24 protein-coding genes are annotated in these 23,132 nt (G+C 30.0%); 17 read left to right on the top strand and 7 right to left on the bottom strand.

The features are described 5' to 3' along the window. On the top strand, positions 1 to 720 hold the full coding sequence (locus FMM58_RS04765; RefSeq protein ID WP_150180452.1) for an alpha/beta fold hydrolase: 720 nt from the start codon (positions 1 to 3) through the stop codon (positions 718 to 720). Then, positions 720 to 2,138: a Mur ligase family protein gene (locus tag FMM58_RS04760; RefSeq protein WP_150140400.1), complete on the top strand. Its 1,419-nt coding sequence runs from the start codon at positions 720 to 722 to the stop codon at positions 2,136 to 2,138. The genes FMM58_RS04765 and FMM58_RS04760 overlap by 1 nt, the downstream gene beginning before the upstream one ends. Here the strand turns inward: FMM58_RS04760 and FMM58_RS04755 are convergent. Beyond that, positions 2,129 to 3,100, bottom strand: coding sequence for a DNA polymerase III subunit delta (locus FMM58_RS04755; protein ID WP_150140398.1), 972 nt, complete (start codon positions 3,098 to 3,100; stop codon positions 2,129 to 2,131). The genes FMM58_RS04760 and FMM58_RS04755 overlap by 10 nt on opposite strands. Beyond that, positions 3,100 to 5,028: an RNB domain-containing ribonuclease gene (locus tag FMM58_RS04750; RefSeq protein ID WP_150140397.1), complete on the bottom strand. Its 1,929-nt coding sequence runs from the start codon at positions 5,026 to 5,028 to the stop codon at positions 3,100 to 3,102. Before FMM58_RS04750 ends, FMM58_RS04755 begins: the two co-directional genes overlap by 1 nt. Before the next feature lie 124 nt (positions 5,029 to 5,152). On the opposite strand from FMM58_RS04750, the gene ilvC reads away from it, so the two are divergent. Genes ilvC through FMM58_RS04725 form a run of 5 tightly spaced genes read left to right on the top strand, consistent with a single transcriptional unit; the run spans position 5,153 to position 9,223 of the window. Continuing rightward, a complete protein-coding gene (gene ilvC / locus FMM58_RS04745) occupies positions 5,153 to 6,175 on the top strand; it encodes a ketol-acid reductoisomerase (protein WP_150151755.1) in 1,023 nt (340 codons plus the stop codon). Positions 6,176 to 6,177: 2 nt separating this feature from the next. Continuing rightward, positions 6,178 to 7,230 (top strand): divergent polysaccharide deacetylase family protein, encoded by a 1,053-nt coding sequence (locus FMM58_RS04740; protein WP_150140393.1) that lies wholly within the window; start codon positions 6,178 to 6,180, stop codon positions 7,228 to 7,230. Beyond that, the gene (locus tag FMM58_RS04735; RefSeq protein WP_150180451.1) at positions 7,223 to 7,999 is read left to right on the top strand and encodes a DNA-processing protein DprA; all 777 of its coding nucleotides are present in this window, start codon (positions 7,223 to 7,225) and stop codon (positions 7,997 to 7,999) included. Before FMM58_RS04740 ends, FMM58_RS04735 begins: the two co-directional genes overlap by 8 nt. Next, positions 7,996 to 8,382 (top strand): Holliday junction resolvase RuvX, encoded by a 387-nt coding sequence (ruvX, locus tag FMM58_RS04730; protein WP_150140389.1) that lies wholly within the window; start codon positions 7,996 to 7,998, stop codon positions 8,380 to 8,382. Before FMM58_RS04735 ends, ruvX begins: the two co-directional genes overlap by 4 nt. Next, positions 8,360 to 9,223 (top strand): RsmB/NOP family class I SAM-dependent RNA methyltransferase, encoded by an 864-nt coding sequence (locus FMM58_RS04725; RefSeq protein WP_150180450.1) that lies wholly within the window; start codon positions 8,360 to 8,362, stop codon positions 9,221 to 9,223. Before ruvX ends, FMM58_RS04725 begins: the two co-directional genes overlap by 23 nt. On the opposite strand, the gene FMM58_RS04720 is transcribed toward FMM58_RS04725, so the two are convergent. Beyond that, entirely contained in the window at positions 9,220 to 9,948 is a 729-nt protein-coding gene (locus tag FMM58_RS04720) for an amino acid ABC transporter ATP-binding protein (protein WP_150140385.1), read from the bottom strand. The two genes, FMM58_RS04725 and FMM58_RS04720, sit on opposite strands and share 4 nt — an antisense overlap. Further along, positions 9,941 to 10,681, bottom strand: coding sequence for an amino acid ABC transporter permease (locus tag FMM58_RS04715; RefSeq protein WP_150140384.1), 741 nt, complete (start codon positions 10,679 to 10,681; stop codon positions 9,941 to 9,943). The genes FMM58_RS04720 and FMM58_RS04715 overlap by 8 nt, the downstream gene beginning before the upstream one ends. A gap of 242 nt (positions 10,682 to 10,923) precedes the next feature. Here FMM58_RS04715 and FMM58_RS04710 point away from each other — a divergent pair, with 242 nt between their 5' ends. After that, positions 10,924 to 11,490, top strand: a complete 567-nt coding sequence (locus tag FMM58_RS04710) for a DJ-1 family glyoxalase III (protein WP_150180476.1) — start codon at positions 10,924 to 10,926, stop codon at positions 11,488 to 11,490. A gap of 19 nt (positions 11,491 to 11,509) precedes the next feature. Here the strand turns inward: FMM58_RS04710 and lepB are convergent, their stop codons facing one another. Further along, a complete protein-coding gene (gene lepB / locus FMM58_RS04705; protein ID WP_150140382.1) occupies positions 11,510 to 12,337 on the bottom strand; it encodes a signal peptidase I in 828 nt (275 codons plus the stop codon). Beyond that, a complete protein-coding gene (gene folD, locus FMM58_RS04700; RefSeq protein WP_150140380.1) occupies positions 12,334 to 13,197 on the bottom strand; it encodes a bifunctional methylenetetrahydrofolate dehydrogenase/methenyltetrahydrofolate cyclohydrolase FolD in 864 nt (287 codons plus the stop codon). The genes lepB and folD overlap by 4 nt, the downstream gene beginning before the upstream one ends. Positions 13,198 to 13,272: 75 nt before the next feature. On the opposite strand from folD, the gene FMM58_RS04695 reads away from it, so the two are divergent. The 7 genes from FMM58_RS04695 to FMM58_RS04665 are packed head-to-tail and all read left to right on the top strand — an operon-like array spanning position 13,273 to position 18,922. Continuing rightward, positions 13,273 to 13,626 (top strand): c-type cytochrome, encoded by a 354-nt coding sequence (locus tag FMM58_RS04695; RefSeq protein ID WP_150140378.1) that lies wholly within the window; start codon positions 13,273 to 13,275, stop codon positions 13,624 to 13,626. Beyond that, on the top strand, positions 13,616 to 14,890 hold the full coding sequence (gene hemL / locus FMM58_RS04690) for a glutamate-1-semialdehyde 2,1-aminomutase (RefSeq protein WP_150151752.1): 1,275 nt from the start codon (positions 13,616 to 13,618) through the stop codon (positions 14,888 to 14,890). The genes FMM58_RS04695 and hemL overlap by 11 nt, the downstream gene beginning before the upstream one ends. Before the next feature lies 1 nt (position 14,891). Continuing rightward, on the top strand, positions 14,892 to 15,182 hold the full coding sequence (locus tag FMM58_RS04685) for an AtpZ/AtpI family protein (protein ID WP_150151749.1): 291 nt from the start codon (positions 14,892 to 14,894) through the stop codon (positions 15,180 to 15,182). Next, positions 15,183 to 15,671 (top strand): hypothetical protein, encoded by a 489-nt coding sequence (locus FMM58_RS04680; protein ID WP_150151746.1) that lies wholly within the window; start codon positions 15,183 to 15,185, stop codon positions 15,669 to 15,671. 9 nt (positions 15,672 to 15,680) lie between these two features. Then, positions 15,681 to 18,311 (top strand): flagellar hook-length control protein FliK, encoded by a 2,631-nt coding sequence (locus tag FMM58_RS04675; protein WP_150140370.1) that lies wholly within the window; start codon positions 15,681 to 15,683, stop codon positions 18,309 to 18,311. Then, positions 18,308 to 18,583, top strand: coding sequence for a FlhB-like flagellar biosynthesis protein (locus FMM58_RS04670; protein WP_150140367.1), 276 nt, complete (start codon positions 18,308 to 18,310; stop codon positions 18,581 to 18,583). The genes FMM58_RS04675 and FMM58_RS04670 overlap by 4 nt, the downstream gene beginning before the upstream one ends. Positions 18,584 to 18,619: 36 nt before the next feature. Continuing rightward, a complete protein-coding gene (locus FMM58_RS04665; protein ID WP_150140366.1) occupies positions 18,620 to 18,922 on the top strand; it encodes a hypothetical protein in 303 nt (100 codons plus the stop codon). A gap of 219 nt (positions 18,923 to 19,141) precedes the next feature. Here FMM58_RS04665 and metK read toward each other — a convergent pair whose 3' ends face one another. Then, positions 19,142 to 20,362, bottom strand: a complete 1,221-nt coding sequence (metK, locus tag FMM58_RS04660; protein WP_150180449.1) for a methionine adenosyltransferase — start codon at positions 20,360 to 20,362, stop codon at positions 19,142 to 19,144. A 145-nt stretch (positions 20,363 to 20,507) separates the two neighbouring features. Here metK and FMM58_RS04655 point away from each other — a divergent pair, with 145 nt between their 5' ends. Together FMM58_RS04655 and FMM58_RS04650 are read left to right on the top strand one after the other, a co-directional pair. Next, on the top strand, positions 20,508 to 21,389 hold the full coding sequence (locus tag FMM58_RS04655) for an aspartate carbamoyltransferase catalytic subunit (RefSeq protein WP_150140362.1): 882 nt from the start codon (positions 20,508 to 20,510) through the stop codon (positions 21,387 to 21,389). Between the two features lie 3 nt (positions 21,390 to 21,392). Next, a complete protein-coding gene (locus FMM58_RS04650; RefSeq protein WP_150140360.1) occupies positions 21,393 to 23,132 on the top strand; it encodes a M3 family oligoendopeptidase in 1,740 nt (579 codons plus the stop codon).

The following is a 23,132-nucleotide window of genomic DNA, read 5'->3' as shown; positions in this document are numbered from 1 at the left end:
TTGGCTAGTACAAGCATTTTATATAATAATCACACATATAATCTTTCTTATGAATTAAAAAATCCAAATCAAGAAAAAAAAATTCTTATTTTGCATGGCTGGGGGGCAAATAAAGAATTAATGCAACAAGCATTTAGCAAGTATTTAAAAGATTATACTCATATTTATTTAGACCTGCCTGGCTTTGGTAAATCAAACGTTGCAGAAATAATAGTTAGCAAGGATTATGTAAATATCATAAATGAATTTTTAAAGTCAAAAAAAATTGATATTGATATTTTCATAGGTCATTCTTATGGAGGTAAGATTGCTACGCTTTTATGTAAAGAAAATCAAAAATTAATTCTTCTTTCAAGTGCTGGCATAGTGGTAAAAAAAAGCCTTAAAGTGCGTTTAAAAATAAAGATATTTAAATTCTTAAAAAAACTAGGTTTTTCTCATTTTTATAAATTTTTTGTAAGCAAGGACGGGGCAAATTTAAGTCCCTTAATGTATGAAATTTTTAAAAAAATAGTGGATGAAAACTTCGAAGATTTTTTTAAAAATCAAAAAGCAATAACCCTTATTTTTTGGGGAAAATATGATAAGGCAACCCCACTTAGTAGTGGAGAAAAAATTCACTCACTTATAAAAAATAGTACCTTTTATGCCTTAGAAGGAGACCACTTCTTCTTTTTAAAAGAAGGCAAATTTATAAGCGACAAGATTAGGGGGCTATAATGCAAATAATAAATTCATTTTTATTTAATCTAAGCCTAGGATTTTACCTTATCTTAACCTTGCAATGGTATTCATATAAATTTAAACGCATTATCTTTCATTATCATAATTTTTACTTGCATTTATATTTTATAATCGTACCTTGCTTGATTTTTATAAGTCTTATTGCTTTTAATCAAATTATACTTTTAATCTATCTTTTAATAAACTGCCTAGGTCTTATTTTTTGGCATAAAAAGCTTGACAAAAAGCTAGTTTTTACAAAAAAGGTTATAGTTTTTTTTATAATTTTAATAATATTAAGTGCTATTTTTAGCTATTTAGCCCTTAGTTATTCTTTGTATTTTTTAACCACTACCTTGCCACTATCTTTTATACTTTTAAAAATTTATGATATTTTATTAAATGCTTATTATAAAAAAAGGGCTAGAAAAATTTATATTTTTAAATATTTGCAAATCATCTTAATAACAGCCAGTTTTGGAAAAACTAGTATAAAAAATTTTTTATACGAACTTTTAAAAGATGATTTTTTAGTACAAAAAACACCACGAAGTGTAAATACCTTACTTGGCATAATAAAAGATATTAATGAAAATTTAAAACCTGATACTCAAATTTATATAGTAGAGGCCGGGGCTAGATTAAAAGGTGATATCTTAGAAATAACTAAATTTTTAAACCCTCATTTTTGCATTATAGGTGAGATTGGAAAGGCTCATTTAGAATATTTTAAAAGCGTTGAAAATATAAGAAAAACAAAGCTTGAAGCCTTGCAATCAAAGAGATTAAAAAAGGCCTTTGTCCATTCTAGTACAAAGCTTAGTGAAGGTGAAAATATAATAATTTATGATACAAAATTAACAAAGGCAAATTCTAGCCTTGAGAGTTTAGAATTTTCTATGATAATTGATAAAACCTATCATTTTACGAGCCATATTTTAGGTACCTTTAACGCTCAAAATTTATGTGCTTGTATATGTTGTGCTAAAGAACTTGGCTTAAATATAATAAATTTAAGTGAAAAAATTTCAAAACTAAACCCTGTTGAACACCGCTTGCAAGTAATTTCTAAAAATCCAAAATTTATTATAGATGATGGCTTTAATGGGAATTTTGCTGGGATGAGTGAAAGTTATAGGATGTGTAAAGATTATAATAAGGGGCAAAGAGTACTTGTAACCCCTGGTATAATAGAGGTTGAAGAAGAAGAAAATATAAGGCTTTGCAAGATTATAAATGAGTGCTTTGATATGGCTATAATTAGTGCAAGGATTAATGCTGGTATTTTTAAACAACACTTAAATATTAAAAATATTATACTTAATGATAAAAGCGAACTTGTCCCAACACTGGCAACACAAACTAAAGAAAATGATTTAATACTCTTTTCAAATGACGCACCAAATTATTTATAAGCTTTTAAAAAGCGAGAAAGTTTAAGCATTTGGGATATTAAAAATTCTTTTTTTATTAAATTTGACTTAGTTTTAATGCTATGTTCTGTTTTTAAAAGTATGTAAAAAATTTCTTTGTATTGTTCTAATTTTAAAGAAAAGGCTAGAGTGCTTAAATTCTTAGCAACTTGCGGGGGCGGGGCATAGTTTAGAATTTCTTTTAAATCAACCCTGCCGTTAATCTTAGCAAATAAGGCTATTTTAAAAAGCCTATAAAATTCATTGTAAAGTGAGTTAATAAAGGCTATTTCATTTGAATTATCTAAGATTTTTTCAAGTTCTATTCTAATATCAGCCTTTTTTAAAAGAAGGTCAAAAAAACTCTCAAAACTGCCTAAATTTACGCTAGAACAATAGGTTTTAACATTGTTTTCATCCAAATTTAAGCCTTGAAATTTAGCTAACTCACTAGCTGCAAGATATAAATTTTCATCAAAAATCTCATATAAGGCAAATAAGGCATTTTGCGTAACATTGACATTAAGATCCTTTGCTTTTAATTCTAAAAGTTCTATGGCCTCTCTTGGACTATTTGGCTTAAAAAAGCGAACAAAATTTGTTTCAAATGCCTTTTCTAAATCATTTTGCTTTGAATTTTCATCATAAAGTTCTAAGATAAAAAAATTATCCTTATTTTTTTTACAAAGTTCAACTAAATTATTTAACTCCTTACTGGCTGGTTTTTTGCTTAATTTTAATTCAAGTAATTTTGTAGTACTAAATAAAGAACCCAAGGACAAAAAATCAACAGCCCTATTAAAATCGTATTCTTCAAAGTACATTTTCAAGCTTTCATCAACTTTAAATTTTTCCTTGATAAATTTTGTAAAAAGTTCTATTTGAAAATTATCAGCCCCATAAAGTGCAAAGAAATTTGGAAAATCATCTTTATAAAGTAAGCCTTGTAGATCCTTTTTATACATTAATCCTCCGAAGTTAAATTCCTTGTAATTTTACCAAAAATTTTAGCCATTACTATATCACTTTGTGTTATTTCAACCTCAACTTTTTGTAATAAATTTACATTAATATCACTTAAAATAATATCAGCCCCCCTTATATCATCATCCAATCTAGCTATATTTACGCTAGTATTTTCTATAATTAAAGCCTTAAATTTCTTGCCTATATTTTTCTTTGCCCACCTTGCAAATTTCCTATCCATAAAATCAAAGGCAACCTTATCAGCCTCCCTTTCAAGTACGCTTAAATTCTCACAAGTACTATCTATATTCAAAAGCAAATAATTAAAAAGCCTTTCATCGTTTTTTAATTTTGCTTTTAAAAGTCTATGCAAGATAAGGTCTGAATATCTTCTAATAGGGCTTGTAAAATGAGTATATTTATCAAAGCCTAAGCCAAAGTGCCCAGCGTTAATACTTGCATATTCTGCCTTTTTTTGAGCTTTTATAATTAATTTATCCACCTCTCCTCTTAAATTTAACTCATCAGCCAGGGTTTGGATATCTCGTATGAGTTCGGGTAAATTTGGCTTTAATTTTACATCTATACCAAGACTTGCAAGTTCATTTATAAGCTTATCAATCTTTTTAGAATCAGCACTTAAATGATTTCTAAATATGCCTATGTCAATCATTTTTGCCGCTGCTTTATTTGCTAAAAGCATACAATCTTCAATTAAATTATGAGAAAAGGTATCTTCTTCGTAAATTGTGTTTTTCAAGGCTAAATTCTCATCAAGCATCATTCTAAGTTCTTTTGTCCTAAATTCAAAGGCATTTTTAAGTCTTTCTTTTCTTAAAATTTGAGTGATTTTAAAAAGTTCATAAAGCCAGGATATTTCTTTTAAATCAGGCTTTTTTTCTAAAAAAATATCTACTTCATCATAGTTAAAACGAGCCTTAGAATTAATAATTGCTTCAAATAATTCTTCTTTAACCACCTTATAATTATCATCAAAACTTAGCTTAAAGCAAAAGGCAAGGCGGTCTAAATTTGGCTTTAAAGAACAGATATTTTCACTTAATAAATGTGGCAACATAGGGATTGCAACATGGGGAAAATATATAGAAAAGCCTCTATTTCTAGCCTCTTTGTCAATCGCACTATAAGCATGTACATACTCACTAACATCAGCAATTGCTACATAAAGGGCGTTTTCTTGCTTAGAATAAAAAATAGCATCGTCAAAATCCTTTGCATGAAAGGGATCGATTGTACAAAATGCTAAATGCCTTAAATCCTTTCTACGAGGATAAAAACTAGCATCAACGCTATCTCCATTTGCAAGGGCCTCGTTAATGCAAGTTTGATTAAATTCGCTATTTTTATTATATAAATTTAAAGAAATTTTCTCGTCCACACTTTCATCATCAATATGCCCTAAAACCTGCGTTATGTTATTATTTACATTTTCTATTTTTAAAATTGTGCCTAGTGGCAAGGCTTTTAAGGATTTTTGAGAGGCCTTTAAGGCTACGCTTAAGCCAGTTTTAATATTCATTCCTAAAATAACATTTGCGTATTGTTTAGTAATAACTATAGAACTTTCATTTGCCTTTTTTAAAACCAAAATCACCTTAGCACTAGGTCTTTTTTTTCTAAGTGGCAAAAGTTTACAAACTACTATATCTTTGTAATCAGCCCCCTTTAAATATTTATTTTCAATCAATAAATCCTTAGTAAAGCTTTCATCAAAACATTTTAAAAAACCCGTACCCTTACTTGTAATATCAAGCTCACCAAAGACATAGCCATTATTTAAATAATATTTATTTTTATATTCCTTGATGATATCATTAGCTAAAAGTTCTCTTAAAATTTGTTTAAACTCGTTATTGATTTTATTAGCATAAAGACCAAAATTAAGGCTTTTTAAAAATTCTTTCACGGCTTATTCTTTGTATTTTAAATTTTATCTTTAAAACAAATTTTACATGAAATTTATAAATAAATCTATTTTGTGGGATTATTTTGATATAATTTTACTTTTTACATTAAAAGGAGAAAAAAGAATGGCTGTTGTGGTTTATTATGACAAAGATTGTGATTTAAGTTTGATTAAATCTAAAAAGGTAGCAATAATTGGCTTTGGTTCTCAAGGTCACGCCCATGCTATGAATTTAAGAGATAGTGGGGTAGGTGTAGTGGTAGGTCTTAGACAAGGTAGTAAAAGCTGGGATAAGGCTGTTAATGCTGGTTTTGAAGTAAAAAGCGTTAGCGAGGCTACAAAAATTTGCGATGTGATTATGATTTTAGCACCTGATGAATTACAAGCTGATATCTTTAATAGCGAAATTAAGCCAAATTTAAGTAGTGGTAAGGCTATAGCCTTCGCACATGGCTTTAATATACATTATGGACAAATAGTAGCCCCAACTGGAGTTGATGTTATAATGATAGCTCCAAAAGCACCTGGTCACACCGTGCGTAATGAATTTAGCATAGGAGGAGGTACTCCTTGTTTAATCGCAGTTGCACATGATGAAAGCAAAAATGCAAAAAATATAGCCCTAAGCTATGCAAGTGCTATAGGTGGTGGTAGAACTGGCATTATAGAAACTACTTTTAAAGCAGAAACTGAAACTGACTTATTTGGCGAACAAGCCGTGCTTTGTGGAGGTTTAACTGCCTTAATACAAGCTGGTTTTGAAACCTTAGTTGAGGCTGGTTATGAACCTGAAATGGCGTATTTTGAATGTTTGCATGAGATGAAGTTAATCGTGGATTTAATCTATCAAGGTGGAATTGCTGATATGCGTTATTCTATATCAAACACAGCTGAGTATGGCGATTATATAACAGGTCCAAAAATCATAACTTGCGAAACAAAAAAGGCTATGAGAGGTATTTTAAAAGACATTCAAAATGGAGTTTTTGCAAAGGATTTTATACTTGAAAGAAGGGCTGGTTTTGCTAGAATGCATGCTGAAAGAAAAAATATGAACGATTCTTTGATTGAAAAAACAGGTCGTTCGCTTCGTTCTATGATGCCTTGGATAAGTGCTAAAAAACTTGTAGATAAAGACAAGAATTAAACTTGTCAAAAAGTACCTTAATTAAAATTCAGCGATTATTAATAATCGCTATTTTATTTTTACTTTGCGTAGCCCTAAGCCTTGCTATATTGATTAAATATCAAAAACAGCAAGTCTTAAAAGATATAAACACTACGCAAAGTTCTTTAAGCTTAGAAAATAAAAACCAAAATTTAGATTTAAATAAAACTTATAAGCAAGATTTTTTTATAGATATTAATCAAAGTTCTAAAATTTCAATATTAGAACAAGTTATAATGGATGAAAATTTAAGCATACAAGAAAATAATATAAGCTTAGAAAATAATGATGAAAATTTAAGTCAAGTTGTAGAAGAGATTAAAATTGATGAAAAGATTGAAGAAGAAATTCAAAAAGACATAAAACACAAAAATGCTAAGATTGATAAAAAAAATCCAAAATTAGTATTAATCATAGATGATATTTCAAATATAGACCAAATCAACGAATTTAAAAAGCTAAATTTAAAATTTACGCCCTCTATTTTTCCAAGTGATAATTTTTATAAGGATACTCACAAGCTAACAAAGAATTTAAAATTTTATATGGTTCACTTGCCCTTAGCTGCTATAAATTATGAAAGTAAGCTTGATACCTTGCACCCAAATGATAGTCAAGATAGAATAAATAAAAAAATTGCTGATATAAAAAAGAATTTTAAGGGGGTTAAGTTTATAAATAATCATACAGGTAGCCTATTTACTAGCGATGAAAAGGCGATGAAAAAGCTTTATAGGGCACTTGATAAGCATAATTTGCGTTTTGTAGACTCACTTACTACTCCAAATTCTAAGGTAGAAAAGATAGCTAAGCAAATGGGTCATGGTTATATTCAAAGAGACGTTTTTTTAGATGATATAAACGATATAGCAGTGATTAAAAAGCAGATTAAAGAAGCAGTTATGTTAGCTAAGAAAAATGGCTTTGCAATCGCCATAGCACACCCTAAAAAAAATACAATCTTGGCCTTAAAAGAAAGCAAAAAACTTTTAAATAGCATTAAACTTGTGTATTTAAGTGAAATTTATGAGTAGTTTAAAACTTGATAAGTCTTATTTAAAACTTTTTAATAATTTAGAAAATCCTCCAAAAGAACTTTTTTACAAGGGAAATTTAAGCCTTTTAAATATGCCAAAGGTTGCGATAATAGGTTCTAGAAAAATGAGTGTTTATACTAAAAATTGTGTTTTAGAACTTGCAAGTTTATTAAAAAATGTGGGCGTTTGCGTGGTAAGTGGAGGGGCCCTTGGGGTTGATATAATAGCTAGTAAGGCTGCTATGCCGAATACTATAGGCATTTTTGCAAATGGACTTAATAAAATTTATCCAAAAAATAATGAATACATTATAAAAGAAATTTATGAAAAAGGCCTAGCCCTTAGTGAAAATTATGATAATTACACCCCAAAGCCTTATGATTTTTTACTAAGAAACCGCCTTATAATAGCACTTTCTCAAATGATAATCATAGCACAGGCTGATTTAATTAGTGGCTCTATGCAAAGTGCAAGAATGGCTATAAGGATAAATAAACCATTATTTGTGCTACCTCAACGAATTTATGAAAGTAAGGGTACAAATGCTTTATTAAGTGAAAATAAAGCCAGTTTAATCGCTGATTTTACGGATTTTGCATCTAAGTTTGGAAAAGTAGAAAATAAAAACACGGACGAACTTTTAGAATTTTGCAAAAAAGGAGTAAGCCTTGAACAAGCTTTAGCAAAATTTGGACAAAGGGTTTATGAGTATGAACTTGAAGGCAAAATTCAAATAGATGGGGTTTTTATAAGGGTGATAAATTGAAAATTCTAAGCTTAGATATTGGCTTAAAACGTATAGGCTTAGCACTTGGGGTTAATAACATTGCCACTCCTTTAACTGCCATTATTAGAAAAAATAGAAAACAAGCAGCAAGTGAGATAAAAAATATCATAAAAGAATATGAAATTTCTACGCTTTTAATTGGTTTTCCAAAGGGTGGGAATAGCGAAAAAGAAATGACTTTGCGTATCAAGCATTTTGTAAGCTTACTTGAATTTAATGGTCAAATTATCTTTAAGGATGAGAGTTTTACAAGCAAAGAGGCTTTAACTTTAAAGCAATTTAAAAGCAAAAAAAAGGATGGTAAGCTTGATAGCTTAGCCGCCCTTGTTTTATTAAGGGATTATCTTGGAATCACTTTATAATAAAGATGAATTTGATATAATCGAGCAATCTTTTAAAAATGAAAAAAACGTTTGCATTTTTATAAATTTATTAAAAACTACTTCAAATTTGTTAGAAAATGCCTTTTTAAAATTAAATTTAAAATTTCAAAAAATAAATAATTTTTGCTATGTATTTAAGCCTAATGATAAAATTATTTTAAGTAAAATGGATGAATTTAATAAGGGGTATTTTTATATACAAAATTTTGCCTCTTATTTATGTGCTAAAAATTTAAATGTAAAAAGTGGTGAAAGTGTGCTTGATTTATGTGCAGCCCCTGGTGGAAAGAGTGTAAATTTAGCAAATTTTATGCAAAATCAAGGTTATTTAGCCTGTGTTGAAAAAAATAAAGAACGTTTTTTTACCCTAAAAGAAACGATTAAAAAATACAATATTAACGCAAAATGTTTTTTAAAAAATAGCATTAATATAGGTAAACTTTGTCCTTTAAAATTTGATAAAATCTTAGTTGACGCCCCTTGTTCTACCATGGCAAAAACAGGATTTAAAAATATAAATAAAAAAGAGATTAAAAATTTAAGTCTAACTCAAAAAAAGCTTTTACATTCTGCCTTAAATGCTCTTAAAATAGGAGGTGAGTTGGTTTATAGTACCTGTACTTTTTTAAAAGAAGAAAATGAAGAAGTAATTGAAAATGCCTTAAATAGTGAATTTAAGCTTTTAATACTAGATTTAGATTTAGAAAACATAAAGGCAAAAAATGGCATTAGTGATATTAAGGAACTTCACAAGACAAAAAGAATTTTGCCTAATGAGTATTGTGATGGCTTTTTTATAGCAAGGCTTAAAAAAATTTAATGATTTAAAACCTTATTTAAAAATTCTTTCAAGCGAGTATTTTGTGGATTTTCAAATAATTCTTTTGGACTTTCATCTACCATAATTTTACCCTTATCCATGAAAAATACACGATTTGCAACATTTTTAGCAAAGCCCATTTCATGCGTTACTAAAAGCATGGTTAAATTTTCTTTTTTAAGTTCTTTGATTATGCTTAATACCTCTCCTATCATTTCAGGGTCAAGTGCAGAAGTAGGCTCGTCAAATAAAATCACCTCAGGGCTCATCATCAAAGCCCTTGCAATTGCAATCCTTTGTTTTTGTCCCCCTGATAATTTATAAGGCATAGTGTTTTCTTTATCAACTAAGCCTACTTTTTTTAATAAAATTCTTGCCTTATTAATAGCCCTTTCTTTGCTTAAAATACCCGTTGTGACTGGAGCTAGGCATAAATTTTCTAAGACATTTTTATTTGCAAAGAGATTAAAATGTTGAAAAACCATGGAAATTTTTTGCCTTAAATGATTAACATTATTGTCTTTATCAAGTATGTTTTTATTATTTATAATAATCTTGCCATTATCTGGTCTTTCTAATAAATTTATACACCTTAAAAATGTGCTTTTGCCTCCTCCACTTGGTCCTATAATGGCTATTATATCCCCTTTTTTGATATTTACTGAAATATCATTTAAAACTACTAAATCACCATAATTTTTATATAAATTTGAAATTTCAATCATCTTTTTTAAGCCTTAATTCTACCTTTCTCATTAAAAAACTAAAAATTTTAACGCTAATATAATAAATAAGCCCTGTAAAAATTATAGGTTTTGGATTATAAAGAATGGCTTGCAAGCTTTTACTTTGCATGGTTATATCAATAATGCTAATAAAGCCCACCACAGAAGTATCCTTAAAAACTAAGATAATCTCGCTCGTAAGGGCTGGAAGTATGTTTTTAAAGGCTTGTGGTAGTATTATTAAACGCATTGCTTGATTATAATTAAGCCCCATGGCCCTAGCTGCTTCCATTTGTCCTTTATCAACGCTATTTATGCCACTTCTAATAACTTCTGCAATATAAGCTGATGCATTTAAGCCAAGTGCTATAATCCCAACCAATAAATTATCTAAAAAGACAAAAATCACATAGGCAAAAATCATTAATTGTAAAACTACAGGAGTACCCCTTATAATATCTATATACTCATCAATTATCACATTTAAAAGCTTCAAACGAAGTGTTTTTAAAATAGCTAGTAAAAAACCAACAATCAAGCCTATAAGAACTGCTCCAAGGGTTAAAATCAAGGTCCTTACATAACTTTGTAAGTAAATTTTAGCATTTGGAGTAAACTCATAAACTATAACAGAATCTTTTTGAACTTGCAAAAGCTCATAAGGAAAGGAAAAATAACCCCATAAAATAATAGTAGCAAAGAATATAAAAAGCTTTAAATTTTTTTCTTGCAAAACTTATCCTAAACAATTAATAAGTAACAATTTTATATAAAAAACTTTGCATTTTCTTTAAAATTTAACTTTTTTTGCCTATAATTTTTAAGTTTAAAAGGTAAAAAATGCAAATTTTAGAATTTATTTTTATAGTGTTTTTTGTCTCTTTTTTAGTATTTTTAATACTTGGTTTTAATGAACAAATGAGACAAAGGACAAAGGAAAGAGAAAAAAGATATCAAATTTTAAAGGAGAAAAAAATGAAAAAAGTTATGGTTGCTTTAGCACAAGGCTTTGAAGAGGCTGAATTTATCGGCATTATAGATGTGTTAAGAAGGGCTAGTGAGTTAGATAAAAATTTGCAAGTATTTAGCGTAGCCTTAAATAACGAACTTTTAGTTAAGGGGGCAAATGACGTTTATATAAAGGCTGATATGTCGCTTAATGCTGTAAATAAGGACGAGCTTGCTGGTATTGTTTTGCCTGGTGGCTTTGAGGGTATGCAAAATTTAAAGGCTGATAAAGAAATTTTAAGCCTTATTAAAAAACTTCATAGTGATAATAAAATCGTAGCTGCAATTTGTGCTGCACCTATTGTATTAAATAAAGCCGGTGTTTTAAGTGGAGAATTTACTTGTTATCCAAGTTGCGAGGCAGGTTTACAAGGAACTAGGATTAATAAAGCAGTGGTTAAGAATGGCAATGTTATAACTGCAGCAGGACCTGGTGTGGCTATTCTTTTTGGACTAGAACTTGCTAAAATTTTCACAAATGAAAATGTATATCAAAGCTTATATGAAGGCTTATTGATACCTTTAACAAAATAAATTAACGCCCTTTGTGGCGTTAACTAAAATCCTTTTCATTTTGAATTTGTTCTTTTATGTATTTTTCATTATTTTCAAGAGTGTCAACAAAACGACCTATCCTATCCCAACGAACACTAAAATCATCATCCAAAGATAAATACACAAACCAAGGCTTGCCAACTATTAAGCTATAAGGCACAGCACCCCAAAAACGACTATCATTAGAATGATCTCTATTATCACCCATCATAAAATATTCATCATTTGGCACTTCAAATTCATAAGCCCTATTAAGACCTTCGATATCAACTGCTTTCATAGCAAAGGCACCAACATTTATAAATTTAAAAATAATATCATCAATATCCACCCTATCATCATAATTAATGCCTTTTTGCTTAAATGGTTCTTTTACAAAAAGCTCATTCTTTAAGCTAACTAAATCCCCTGGATAATGTTCTTTCATGTAAGAATCGCCCTCACTCATTCTAACATATAAGGTTTTATCAGCATAAATAATTCTATCCCCACCAACGCCAACGCATCTTTTTACAAAATGAATTGATTTATCTTGAGGATTTCTAAATACTACCATATCACCTCTTTGTGGTCTAGGTCCTTCGATTAAGTGTCCGTTATTAAAAAAATCAGGCAATAAAGGAAATTCAAACCAAGGAATATGAGGGGTAACTATGCCATAACTAAATTTTTTTACAAATAAAAAATCTTTAACTAACAAGGTATTTTTCATAGAACCACTAGGAATAACAAAAGCTTGTATAAAGAAAAAAATGACAAGTAAGACTATTATGATAGTACCTGTCCAAGAATTTGAAAAATTATAAAGTTTTTTTAAACGGCTCATTTTAAACCAACCTCATTAAAGGCTATATTTTTAGCAGATTTTATAGTATTTTCTAAAAGCATTGCTATAGTCATGGGACCTACTCCACCAGGCACAGGACTAATAAAACTTGCCTTTTTACTAACATTTTCAAAATCCACATCTCCTATTAATTTATCATTAACCCTATTAATACCCACATCAACTATAACAACTCCATCTTTTATCATATCTTCTTTTAATAACTTTGGACAACCTGCAGCCATAATGATAATATCAGCATTCTTTGTATAAAGACTTAAATCCCTTGTTTTAATATGACAAATACTAACACTTGCATTTGCATTTAAAAGCAGTGTTGCCATAGGGCGACCTACTATATTTGAAGCACCTACTACTACTACATCTTTTCCTTCTAAGCTTATATCATAAGCCTTTAAAAGCTTCATTACACCAAGAGGGGTACAAGGCAAAAATCCACTTTCAATTCCTAAATTTAAATAACCAACATTTATAGGATGAAAGCCATCTACATCCTTTGAACTAGCTATGCTTTCAAGTATTAAATTCTTATTTATATGGCTAGGAAGTGGTAGTTGTACTAAAATTCCATGAACGCTATCATCATAATTTAAAGTGTTAATTAAGGCTAAAAGCTCTCTTTGAGTTGTCTTTTCATCAAGTTTATAAACTAAGGACTTTATATCACAAAACTCACATGCCTTAGCCTTTGCATTTACATAGGTATGACTAGCACTATCATTGCCTACTAAAATCACAGCCAAACATGGCTCAACGCCCTTTTCTTTACAAGCCTTGCTTTGAATTTTTAAATCTTCTTTTATCTTAGTGCTTAAGGTTTTACCATCAAGTAGAGTCATTAATTTTCCTTTTTTTAATCACTTTTTTAAAGTAAAAATTGTATCATACTAAAACTATATTAACAAGGTGAAATTTTGAAATTTTTATTAATCATATCTTTTGTAATATCTTGTCTTTTTGCAGAAGATTTTATAACTATGAAAGAATACGCTAAAATGCTTTATGAAAATCCAAGAGGTATAGGTTGCAAAAACTGCCACGGAGAAAGAGGGGAGGGTAAAATTTTAGCCTATTACACAAATAAAGGCATTAAAACGCCATATCTTATACCAAGCATACAGGGGCTAAATTTTGAAGACTTTAAAAAATCTTTAATGCAAATTAAAAGCGTAAAATCCATTATGCCAAATTATTCATTAACTGATAATGAGATAATTGCCTTGTATAATTATATAAACCAAGATAAGGAGCAAAAAAATGAAAAATAAAAAGGCCTTTGAAAAGGCGTGTAAATATATAGCAGGTGGCGTAAATTCGCCAGTTCGTGCCTTTAAAAGCGTAAATTCTAATCCACCATTTATACATAGTGGAAAAGGGGCTTTCATAAAGGATATTGAAGGAAATACCTATGTAGATTTTGTGCAAAGCTGGGGACCCTTACTTTTTGGACATTGTGATAAGGATATTAACAATGCGTGTTTAAAGGCCTTAAATAGAGGTACTAGCTTTGGAGCACCTACCTTGCTTGAAACAAGTTTAGCAAAGCTTGTTTTAAAAGACTTTCCTCATCTTGATAAAATTCGCTTTGTAAATAGTGGCACAGAAGCTACTATGAGTGCTATTCGATTAGCTAGGGCATTTACAAAAAGGGATAAAATTTTAAAATTTGAAGGTTGTTATCATGGACATAGTGATAGCTTATTAGTAAGTGCTGGAAGTGGTGCAGCTACCTTTAATACCCCTAGTTCTTTAGGCGTTTTAGAAGATTTTGCAAAACATACCCTAGTAGCAACTTATAATGATATAAATAGCGTTAAAGAATGCTTTGATAAGCATAAAGATATAGCTTGTGTGATTATAGAACCTATCGCTGGTAATATGGGCTTAGTACCTGGCAAAATTGAATTTTTGCAAGAATTAACTAAAATTTGTAAAGAAAATGAAACGCTTTTAATCTTTGATGAAGTTATGAGTGGCTTTAGAGCGTCTTTTTTAGGAAGTTACGGCATAAATCATATACAAGCTGATATAGTAACCTTTGGCAAGGTAATAGGAGGAGGTTTATCTGCTGCTGCCTTTGCAGCGAGAAATGAGATAATGACACTTTTAAGCCCTCAAGGTGGAGTTTATCAAGCAGGTACGCTAAGTGGCAATCCCTTAGCCATGGCAGCAGGTCTAGTTAGTGTTAAAAAGGCAAAATATACCCCAAATCTTTATGAAAAATTAGCAAAACTTTCAAAAAGGCTTACAAAGGGCTTACAAAAAATAGCAAATGAAAAAGGTGTTCCTTTTCAAACTTGCTTTGTAGGGTCTATGTTTGGGTATTTTTTCACCGATAAAAGGGTACAAAATTACCAAGATGCCCTAAGTTCAGATACTAAGCTTTTTGCTAAATTTCATAAAAATATGCTTAAACATGGAATTTATCTAGCACCTTCTCAATTTGAAACAGGCTTTATTTGTGCTTGTATGAATGAAAAAATCATAGATAAAGCCCTTGATAGTGCCTTTATAAGCTTTAAGAATCTCTAAAATGAAAAAATACGATAACAAAAGGCAAGAAATAGTACAAAAAAGCATACAAGCAGCCGATGGATTAAGCCTTGGAATTTCCATTGTTGTAGCCATTTTTTTAGGCATGGGCATAGGGCTTTTATTAAAAAACTATACGCCCTATCCTTGGCTTTTTTGGCTAGGCGTTATAATAGGCATATTAGCAGCCTTTTTAAATATCTTTAAAGCCTATCAAGGACAGGTTAAAAGCTATCAAGAATTTAAAGAAAGAGATGAATTGATAGCTAAAAAATTAAAAGAAAAAAAATAAATGCAAAAAAAACTTGCCTTTTGTGTTATTTTTTGCACCTTAAATTTAATATCCTTAATTGTATTTTGGCTTTTTAATAGCTTAAATTTATCCGTTTTTTTAAGCTTTGAAGTAGGAATTTTTAGCTTTTTATTAATTATAATTACTTCTTTTTTAAGCTATAAAAGACAAATTTTATTAAGGGCTAGTAAATTAAATTATGAAAATCCACCCTTAAATATAACTTTAAAAAAGTATAAAATTTTACCTGAAATTATTAACTTTAAAGCCTTTAATGCCGATTTAAAGCCAAATTTTAAGCAAAAAATACAATATTTTTCTTTGTATTTTTCCTTGCTAAAAATTTTGGCTTATGTGATTTTAGTCGCTGGATTTTTATACTTGCATCGCCATAATTTACTTTCAGTTTTAGGCTTTGTAAGTGGAATTTCAGTTTTGATTTTGTGTGTTTTCATCTTTGCTTTTTATGTAAAAAGTGCATTTAAATAAGGAAAAAGTATGATTAATACCAACACCATTAGTTCTCAAGTTGCTGCAAATGCTACAAAACCAGATAGCAAAGGCGAGATTAAAAGCGAGGTTAGGGAAAAATTACTTGATACTAAGGGTACCTTATCACAAACTCTTAAACAAAGCTTAATAAATAGCACCACAAATCTTTTACAAGAACAATTTAGCCCAACTCAAACCAATCAAAAATTACAAGAATTAGTAGATAAATTATTAAACCAAATTCAAACAAACAAAGACCATAACACCTCTATAATGAAACAAGCAAATACCTTAAATTTTGCCCCAAATTTTGCAAATGAGCTTAAACTTTTAAGTAGTGAGCTTGCAAAAAGTGATGTATTTAGCAAACTTTTAGATAAGATAAATGAAATTTTAAAACCAGCCAGCGAAATAAAATCAAACAATCTAGCCCCACTTTTTAAAAATTCAGGGGTATTTTTTGAAACCAAGCTTAAAAACGCATTAAACGAAGAAATGCTTCCTAAAAGCTTTTATAGCCTTATAAATTCAGCAAAATCGCTAAGTAGCGAGAAAATTTTATCTGAAATTTGGATGCTTGAAACGCAAAATTTAAGCACTAAAGATAGCCTTAAAGAACTTCAAAATATCATAAATAATAATCAAGTAGAAAATAAGCAAGTATTACAAGCTAGTAATTACAAGATTCTTTTAGACCTTTCTTCTAAGTTAGAAAATTTTAGAAATTATATAAATAAAAATCCTATGGGAGCCGAGGGCAAGGTAAATCAAATAGCAAACTTTATTTTAAAGACCTTAAACATTATAAAAAGTGATTTTTTTGCTACTCTTGCAAAGCCAGAAAATTTAAATTTAATGCACAATACAAATAGCTTAAATCAAGCAGCACAAGGATTTGAGCGTCTTGAAACAACATTAAAAAATATACTAAATAACACGCAAAATTCTCAAACTCAAAGTACGCAAGGTACAACTCAAAATCCAAATTTGCAAAACTTGCAAAATACAACAAATCCACAAAACACACCAAATTTAAATAATCAAAATACCCAGCCAAATTTGCAAGGAGTGCAACAAAATCAAGTCCAACAAACAACGCAAAATCAGCCAAATATACAAAATCAAAATAACGCTCAAGTAAATTCGCAAAATCAACAAACACAAAATCAACAAACAGCCCAAGCAAATTCTCAAGAAATGCAACAAAATCAAGCTAATCAAAATCAGCAAGTAAATACGCAAAACCAAACTCCAAATTCACAAGGGGTACAAAATCAAGCCCAACAAACAACACAAAATCAGCCAAATTTGCAAAATCAAAATAACCCAACTCAAAATAACGCCCAGGCACAAAGTCAACAAGGAGCACAAAATCCACCAAATTCCCAAGGAGTACAACAAAATCAAGCTAATCAAAATCAGCAAGTAAATACGCAAAATCAACAAAACCAAGCCCAACAAACAACACAAAATCAGCCAAATTTGCAAAATCAAAATAACTCAACTCAAAATAACGCCCAGGCACAAAGTCAACAAGGAGCACAAAATCCACCAAATTCCCAAGGAGTACAACAAAATCAAGCTAATCAAAATACAACACAACAGACAAATAATCAAAACCCAAATTTACAAAATAATCAAAATACGCAAGGGGTACAAACTCAACAAAACCAACCAAATCAACAAACAACGCAAAATCAGCCAAATATACAAAATCAAAATAACCAAACTCAAAATAACGCCCAAGTAAATTCACAAAATCAACAAGCACAAAATCAACAAAATACACAACAAACCACACAAATTCCGATAAATTCAGCCCAAGCTAAGCAAAATCAAGCAGCCCAGGTTAATCAGGCCTTGCACAATGCCTTAAAAGGAGTTGATATTGTAAAAACGCATGTTGCAAAGAATTTAGCCTTTAAAACGGAGGCTGGCGAACTTAGCAAGGTAGAAAATTTAAGCAAGGATTTAGCAAATCTTTCAAGGCGAATTAATGAAAGTTTAAAGCAGCTTGAACCACAAAGTCAGGCGGCCAAGACAAATTTAAGCGAGTTAAGAATTTTAAATAATAAGCTTAATATTTCTTTAAAAGATTTATCAAATATAGGGGTTAAAACCCAACAAGACATAGCAAATGAGATAAAAAACGATGTAAAATCCACGCTTTTACAAATTTCAAATTTAGCTAAAAATGAGGGCGATGAGGCAGTTTATAATGCTTCAAATAGGCTTTTAGCACAAATTGAAAATAACCAACTTTTATCTCTTGCAAATGATACTATAAATACTTATTTGCCTTTCTTTTGGGAGGATTTAAATGATTCTAAGGTGGTATTTAGAAGAGGTAAGAAGGATAAATTTTTTGCACAAATTAAGCTTGAATTTGCACACCTTGGCGAACTTGAAGTACTGGTTTGTTTAAATAATGAAAAATATATTGATATTAATATAATGGCTGAAAATGTGGAATTTCGTAAAACTATTTATGAACATGCACACGAGTTAAAACGCAGTATTAACAAGGCTGGGCTTTTAAGTTCAAATTTCTTTATAGGAGATATAATAAGGTCAAAATTTGATACAAAGAATTTAAGAAATTATGATTTACAAATGGGAATGGATAAAAAGGTATGAGTCAAAAGTCCATAAAAAAGGCAGTTGCCCTTGGCTATCAAAAAGAATTACATAACGCCCCAAAGGTTTTAGCTAGTGGAAAAGGAGAAAGTGCAGCTAAGATTATATCCCTTGCAAAAGAACATGGAGTGCCTATAAAAGAAGATGAGGACTTGGTTGAGATACTTAGTAAACTTGATTTGGGTGATGAAATTCCACCAAATATGTATAAGGCAGTAGCAGAGGTCTTTGCCTTTATTTATCAAATGGCAAATAAAACACCTAAAAAATAATTTATTTATGTTACAATTTTTTAAAAAGGATAAAAAATGAAAATTATTAAATTTAGTGCTATATTAATAGCTGTGTTATTTATGAGTGGTTTTGATTTAAAATCTGTCTTAAATAAAAATAGTACCTCTTCTAGCAGTACTTCTACAAGTTCGGATATTACAGATTCTACAAGTGCTTTAAATTATATAAAACAATTTATCAATGATAAAAAGCCCTCAGAAGATGAATGCAATGTGATAATAAAGATAAATGATTTAAATTTATTACCTGATGAAGAAAAAAATAGCTTATACTATAAGGCCTTATTATTGTATTGTAAAAATAGCACGACAAATTAAAAATTTTTAAAAGCTTTTTTAATATTTATGCATTGTATATATATATTTTAAAAGCTTTCTATAAAACCTAAAAATTCCCTTGTGAATTTATAAATTTTGCTTGTTTTTATTTTTTAAAATATTAATACCCCTATTTTCATTAAGATTAATGATATAAAAAAATTAAAATCTATTTGAAATTTATTAAAAATCCTAAAAAACCTTAAAGGCTTAAAGCCTTTAAAGTGATAGTTCAAAAGAATGCAAAAGCAAATCTTTAAATTTATCTAACTCATCAAGTTGCTCCCAAGGGTAATCCTTTTGACCAACCTGACCCCTAGCTGCTACATTTGCATATAAAAAATGCGTTTTAGAAGGCTTGTCAAGGGCAAATTTTTGAGTTATCCACTTTGGGGTAAGAGGATAGTTTTTAGTGATAAATTCGCTTAAAATATTATCATCAAGCTTTGAATTTGTACCCATGCAATCAACGCTAATTGATATAGGCTTAGCAACCCCTATAGCATAGCTTAATTGAACCACACATTTTTTAGCCAAATTTGCAGCCACTATATGCTTAGCAAGCCACCTAGCTACATAAAGTCCACTTCTATCTACCTTTGTATAATCTTTGCTAGATTGCGCACCACCTCCAATTGGGGCATATCCTCCAAAACTATCAACTATAAGTTTTCTTCCTGTTAAACCACTATCATGTAAGGATGAGTGACTTACATATTTACCTGTTGGATTTATTAAGATTTTTGTTTTATCGGGATTGAAAAGTTCTTTTGGTAAATTACTTTCTAAAATAAGCTTAGTAATAAGTTTTCTAACCTCTTCTATACTCATACTTTCAACGCAAGGTGCAGATACTACTATGGTATGAATGTGCTTAGGATTACATTCTTCGAAATTTTTCTTATCTTCATAATCAATAGTAACTTGAGTTTTTATATCTACGCCAAGTTCGTTTGGGTGAGCCTTTGCATACTCATAGACCTTATTACAAATCATTCTAGCATAATAAATTGCTGCTGGCATAAATTCAGGGGCCTCGCAACTTGCAAAACCAAACATAATGCCTTGGTCTCCTGCACCAATCTCACCACTTTCTTGGTCTACCCCTTGATTAATCTCAGGGCTTTGTTCATTTATGAAAAGCAATATCTCTATGTCATCTGGGTGCAAGCATTGTTCTTTGCTAAAAGCACTTTTACCATCATAGCCTATTTTTTCTAAGGCACCTTTTACCAAATTTTCATAATCTGCACGAGAAAGTTTATGCTTTGACTTAATCTCGCCTCCAATTACTACTTTATTTCCTGCGACAAAGATTTCGCTCGCCACTCTTGAGTCTTTGTCATTGCTCAAAAGTATATCCACTATTGTATCAGCGATTATATCTGCACACTTATCAGGGTGTCCAGGACTTACAACTTCGGAAGTGAATAGATACATTTTTTTCCTTTCGGATTGAATTAGTCTAAAAAAGACGGCATATTCTAGCAAAAAAATGTAATGATTTAAGACTTAATTTTTAACTTCATAGCAATTTTTAACCTTAATTTGATAAAATAAAAACTCAAAGAATATAAGGACAAAAATGAGGCATCTTATAACTACAAAAGACCTTGAAGTAGATGAAATTTTAGAACTTTTCGAAGATGCTAAGGAATTTTTAGATGAAAAGGCTAGAACTTTACTTAGTAAAAAAAGTGTGACAACTATATTTTTTGAAAACTCAACTAGGACTCTTTCTTCATTTGAAAGTGCGGCTCGCCGCCTTGGTGCTAGTGTTTTAAGACTTGATGTTTCAAGAAGTAGTTCAAGTAAGGGAGAAACGCTTTTTGATACGGCTGCAAATTTGGATGCAATGAGCCCTGATGCTATTGTGATAAGACATAGTAATTCAGGCGTTCCTCATATCCTGGCAAAGCATATTCATTGTCCTATTTTAAATGGAGGCGATGGAAAACATGCACATCCTACCCAGGCCTTGCTTGATTTATTTACCATTTTTACGCATTTTAAAGGCAAGGTTAAGAATAAACACATTTTAATAATAGGAGATATAAAAAATTCAAGGGTGGCTTCTTCAAATATAGAACTTCTAACTCGTTTTGGTTTAAATATAACCCTTGTTGCCCCTCCTCATTTTATGCCAAAATCGCCTTTAAATAAGGCTTATAAGCTTGATGAAAAATTAATTAAAAGTGCAGATATTATTATGAACTTAAGAACTCAAACTGAAAGACATAATAAAAGCATTTATGCCTCCTTAAAAGATTATGCAAATGATTTTTGTCTAAATTTAAGACTTTTAGACAAACACAAAGTAATCATACTTCACCCAGGTCCTGTAAATAGGAATATTGATATAAGCGATGAAGTTTTAAATGATAATAGAAGCTTTGTTTTAAAGCAGGTTAAAAACGGCGTTGCCATTAGAATGGCTGTATTGAAAAAACTTATTTTAGAAAGGTGAAAAATGTTAGAATGGGATTTAAGCGTTTTATTTAAGGATGAAAACGACTTGCTTGATTATACACAAGATACTATTTCAAAATCACTAGCCTTTAAAGAAAATGAAGGTAAGTTAAAAAATCTTAGTAATGATGAATTTTTAAACGTTTTATTAGAATTTGAAAAATTAAATCTTGCTTTAAATAAAATTATGACCTATGCTTATTTAGTATTTGCAAAGGATACTAGTAAGGGTGTGTTTTTAGCTAAATTTGAAGAAGAAAGTAAGAAGATTGAAGAAAATTTATTATTTTTTGAGCTTGAATTTTGTGCTTTAAGTGATAAAAAAAGCAAGGAAATTATAAGCTTTATTAATAATTATAGTCATTGTGGAACAAATTATGGCTATTATTTAGAAACTTTGATAAAACAAAAAAAATACATGCTTAGCAAAAAAGAAGAAAGGATTATGCTTCATCTTTCAAATAGTGGGGCAAATGCCTTTTCTCGCCTTTTTGATGAAAGCATGGCAAGACTTAGGATAAATTTTAATGGTAAAAAATTAAGCGAAGAAGAAATTTTAAGTAAGCTTTATAGTGCTAAAAGAAGTGATAGAAAAAAAGCTGCAAAGGCCTTTAGTAAGGTTTTAAGAAAAAATGCCCATTTGCTAAGCTTTATTTTAAATACCATTAAAACAGAGCTTCGTACAAAATGCCATTTAAGGGGCTATGAAAGTGCTGAAACCCCGAGGCATTTAAGCAATCAAATTTCACAAAAAAGCGTTGATTCTTTAATAAACATAGTAGAAAAAAATTTTGACATAGTAGATACCTTTTATAAAAGAAAAAAACAAATTTTAGGACTTGCAAAGCTTAAGGATTATGATAGATATGCCCCTATTGGAAAAGAAAGTGAGTTTGATTTTGAAAAGAGCAAGGATATAGTTTTAAAAGCCTTTGATGCCTTTTCGCCTAAATTTAAAGAAATAGCCAAAAGTGCCTTTGATGAAGGCTGGATAGATGTATATCCTGCTTTAAATAAGCAAGGGGGTGCTTTTTCTCATTCTAGTGTGCCTGATACCCACCCTTTTATACTATTAAATTACACAAATACAAGAAGAGATTTATTTACCCTAGCACATGAATTAGGTCATAGCATACACCAAAAACTTAGCTATAAGGTTAGTTTTTTAAATCAAAATACCCCTTTAACTACAGCTGAAACTGCCTCTGTTTTTGCTGAAATGCTTGTTTTTGATTATGTAAAAACAAGGCTTAAAAAAAATGAGTTAATCGCCCTTTATGCTACTAAGCTTGAAGATATCTTTGCTACCTTGTATAGACAGATAAATTTTACCACCTTTGAAAGAAGAATTCATGCAAGTGAGAATAATCTAAGTATAGAAGAATTAAGTAAAATTTGGATGGAAGAATCGCAAAAAATGTTTAAAGAAAGCGTTCATTTAAGCGATGATTACGCACTTTGGTTTGCTTATATACCTCATTTCATACACTCTCCTTTTTACTGCTATGCTTATGCTTATGCCCAACTTTTAGTACTAGCACTTTATGGGCTTTATAAGAGTGGAAAATGTGACAATTTTAGCAATTTATATATAAATTTACTTGAAAGTGGAGGTTCTAAAAGTCCAAAAGAACTTATTTCAAGCTTTGGTTTTGATATAGATGATGATGAATTTTGGCAAATAGGCATTGAGGAAGTAAAAAAAATACTTAATGAATTTTTAGTTTTAAAACAAGGATAA

Origin of the sequence: Campylobacter sp. LR291e (assembly GCF_008633915.1) — a bacterium.
In the GTDB taxonomy this organism is placed as follows: Bacteria; Campylobacterota; Campylobacteria; order Campylobacterales; family Campylobacteraceae; genus Campylobacter_D.
The sequence above is the reverse complement of the archived record's forward strand: the minus strand, read 5'-3'. Positions and strand labels throughout refer to the sequence as shown.

Bases quoted from the DNA above. Each gene is read 5' to 3' on its own strand.
- FMM58_RS04760 (WP_150140400.1), top strand. From the start codon at position 720: ATGCAAATAATAAATTCATTTTTATTTAATCTAAGCCTAGGATTTTAC.
- FMM58_RS04755 (WP_150140398.1), bottom strand. From the start codon at position 3,100: ATGTATAAAAAGGATCTACAAGGCTTACTTTATAAAGATGATTTTCCA.
- ilvC (WP_150151755.1), top strand. From the start codon at position 5,153: ATGGCTGTTGTGGTTTATTATGACAAAGATTGTGATTTAAGTTTGATT.
- FMM58_RS04735 (WP_150180451.1), top strand. From the start codon at position 7,223: ATGAGTAGTTTAAAACTTGATAAGTCTTATTTAAAACTTTTTAATAAT.
- FMM58_RS04720 (WP_150140385.1), bottom strand. From the start codon at position 9,948: ATGATTGAAATTTCAAATTTATATAAAAATTATGGTGATTTAGTAGTT.
- FMM58_RS04710 (WP_150180476.1), top strand. From the start codon at position 10,924: ATGAAAAAAGTTATGGTTGCTTTAGCACAAGGCTTTGAAGAGGCTGAA.
- lepB (WP_150140382.1), bottom strand. From the start codon at position 12,337: ATGAGCCGTTTAAAAAAACTTTATAATTTTTCAAATTCTTGGACAGGT.
- folD (WP_150140380.1), bottom strand. From the start codon at position 13,197: ATGACTCTACTTGATGGTAAAACCTTAAGCACTAAGATAAAAGAAGAT.
- hemL (WP_150151752.1), top strand. From the start codon at position 13,616: ATGAAAAATAAAAAGGCCTTTGAAAAGGCGTGTAAATATATAGCAGGT.
- FMM58_RS04685 (WP_150151749.1), top strand. From the start codon at position 14,892: ATGAAAAAATACGATAACAAAAGGCAAGAAATAGTACAAAAAAGCATA.
- FMM58_RS04680 (WP_150151746.1), top strand. From the start codon at position 15,183: ATGCAAAAAAAACTTGCCTTTTGTGTTATTTTTTGCACCTTAAATTTA.
- FMM58_RS04675 (WP_150140370.1), top strand. From the start codon at position 15,681: ATGATTAATACCAACACCATTAGTTCTCAAGTTGCTGCAAATGCTACA.
- FMM58_RS04670 (WP_150140367.1), top strand. From the start codon at position 18,308: ATGAGTCAAAAGTCCATAAAAAAGGCAGTTGCCCTTGGCTATCAAAAA.
- FMM58_RS04665 (WP_150140366.1), top strand. From the start codon at position 18,620: ATGAAAATTATTAAATTTAGTGCTATATTAATAGCTGTGTTATTTATG.
- metK (WP_150180449.1), bottom strand. From the start codon at position 20,362: ATGTATCTATTCACTTCCGAAGTTGTAAGTCCTGGACACCCTGATAAG.
- FMM58_RS04655 (WP_150140362.1), top strand. From the start codon at position 20,508: ATGAGGCATCTTATAACTACAAAAGACCTTGAAGTAGATGAAATTTTA.
- FMM58_RS04650 (WP_150140360.1), top strand. From the start codon at position 21,393: ATGTTAGAATGGGATTTAAGCGTTTTATTTAAGGATGAAAACGACTTG.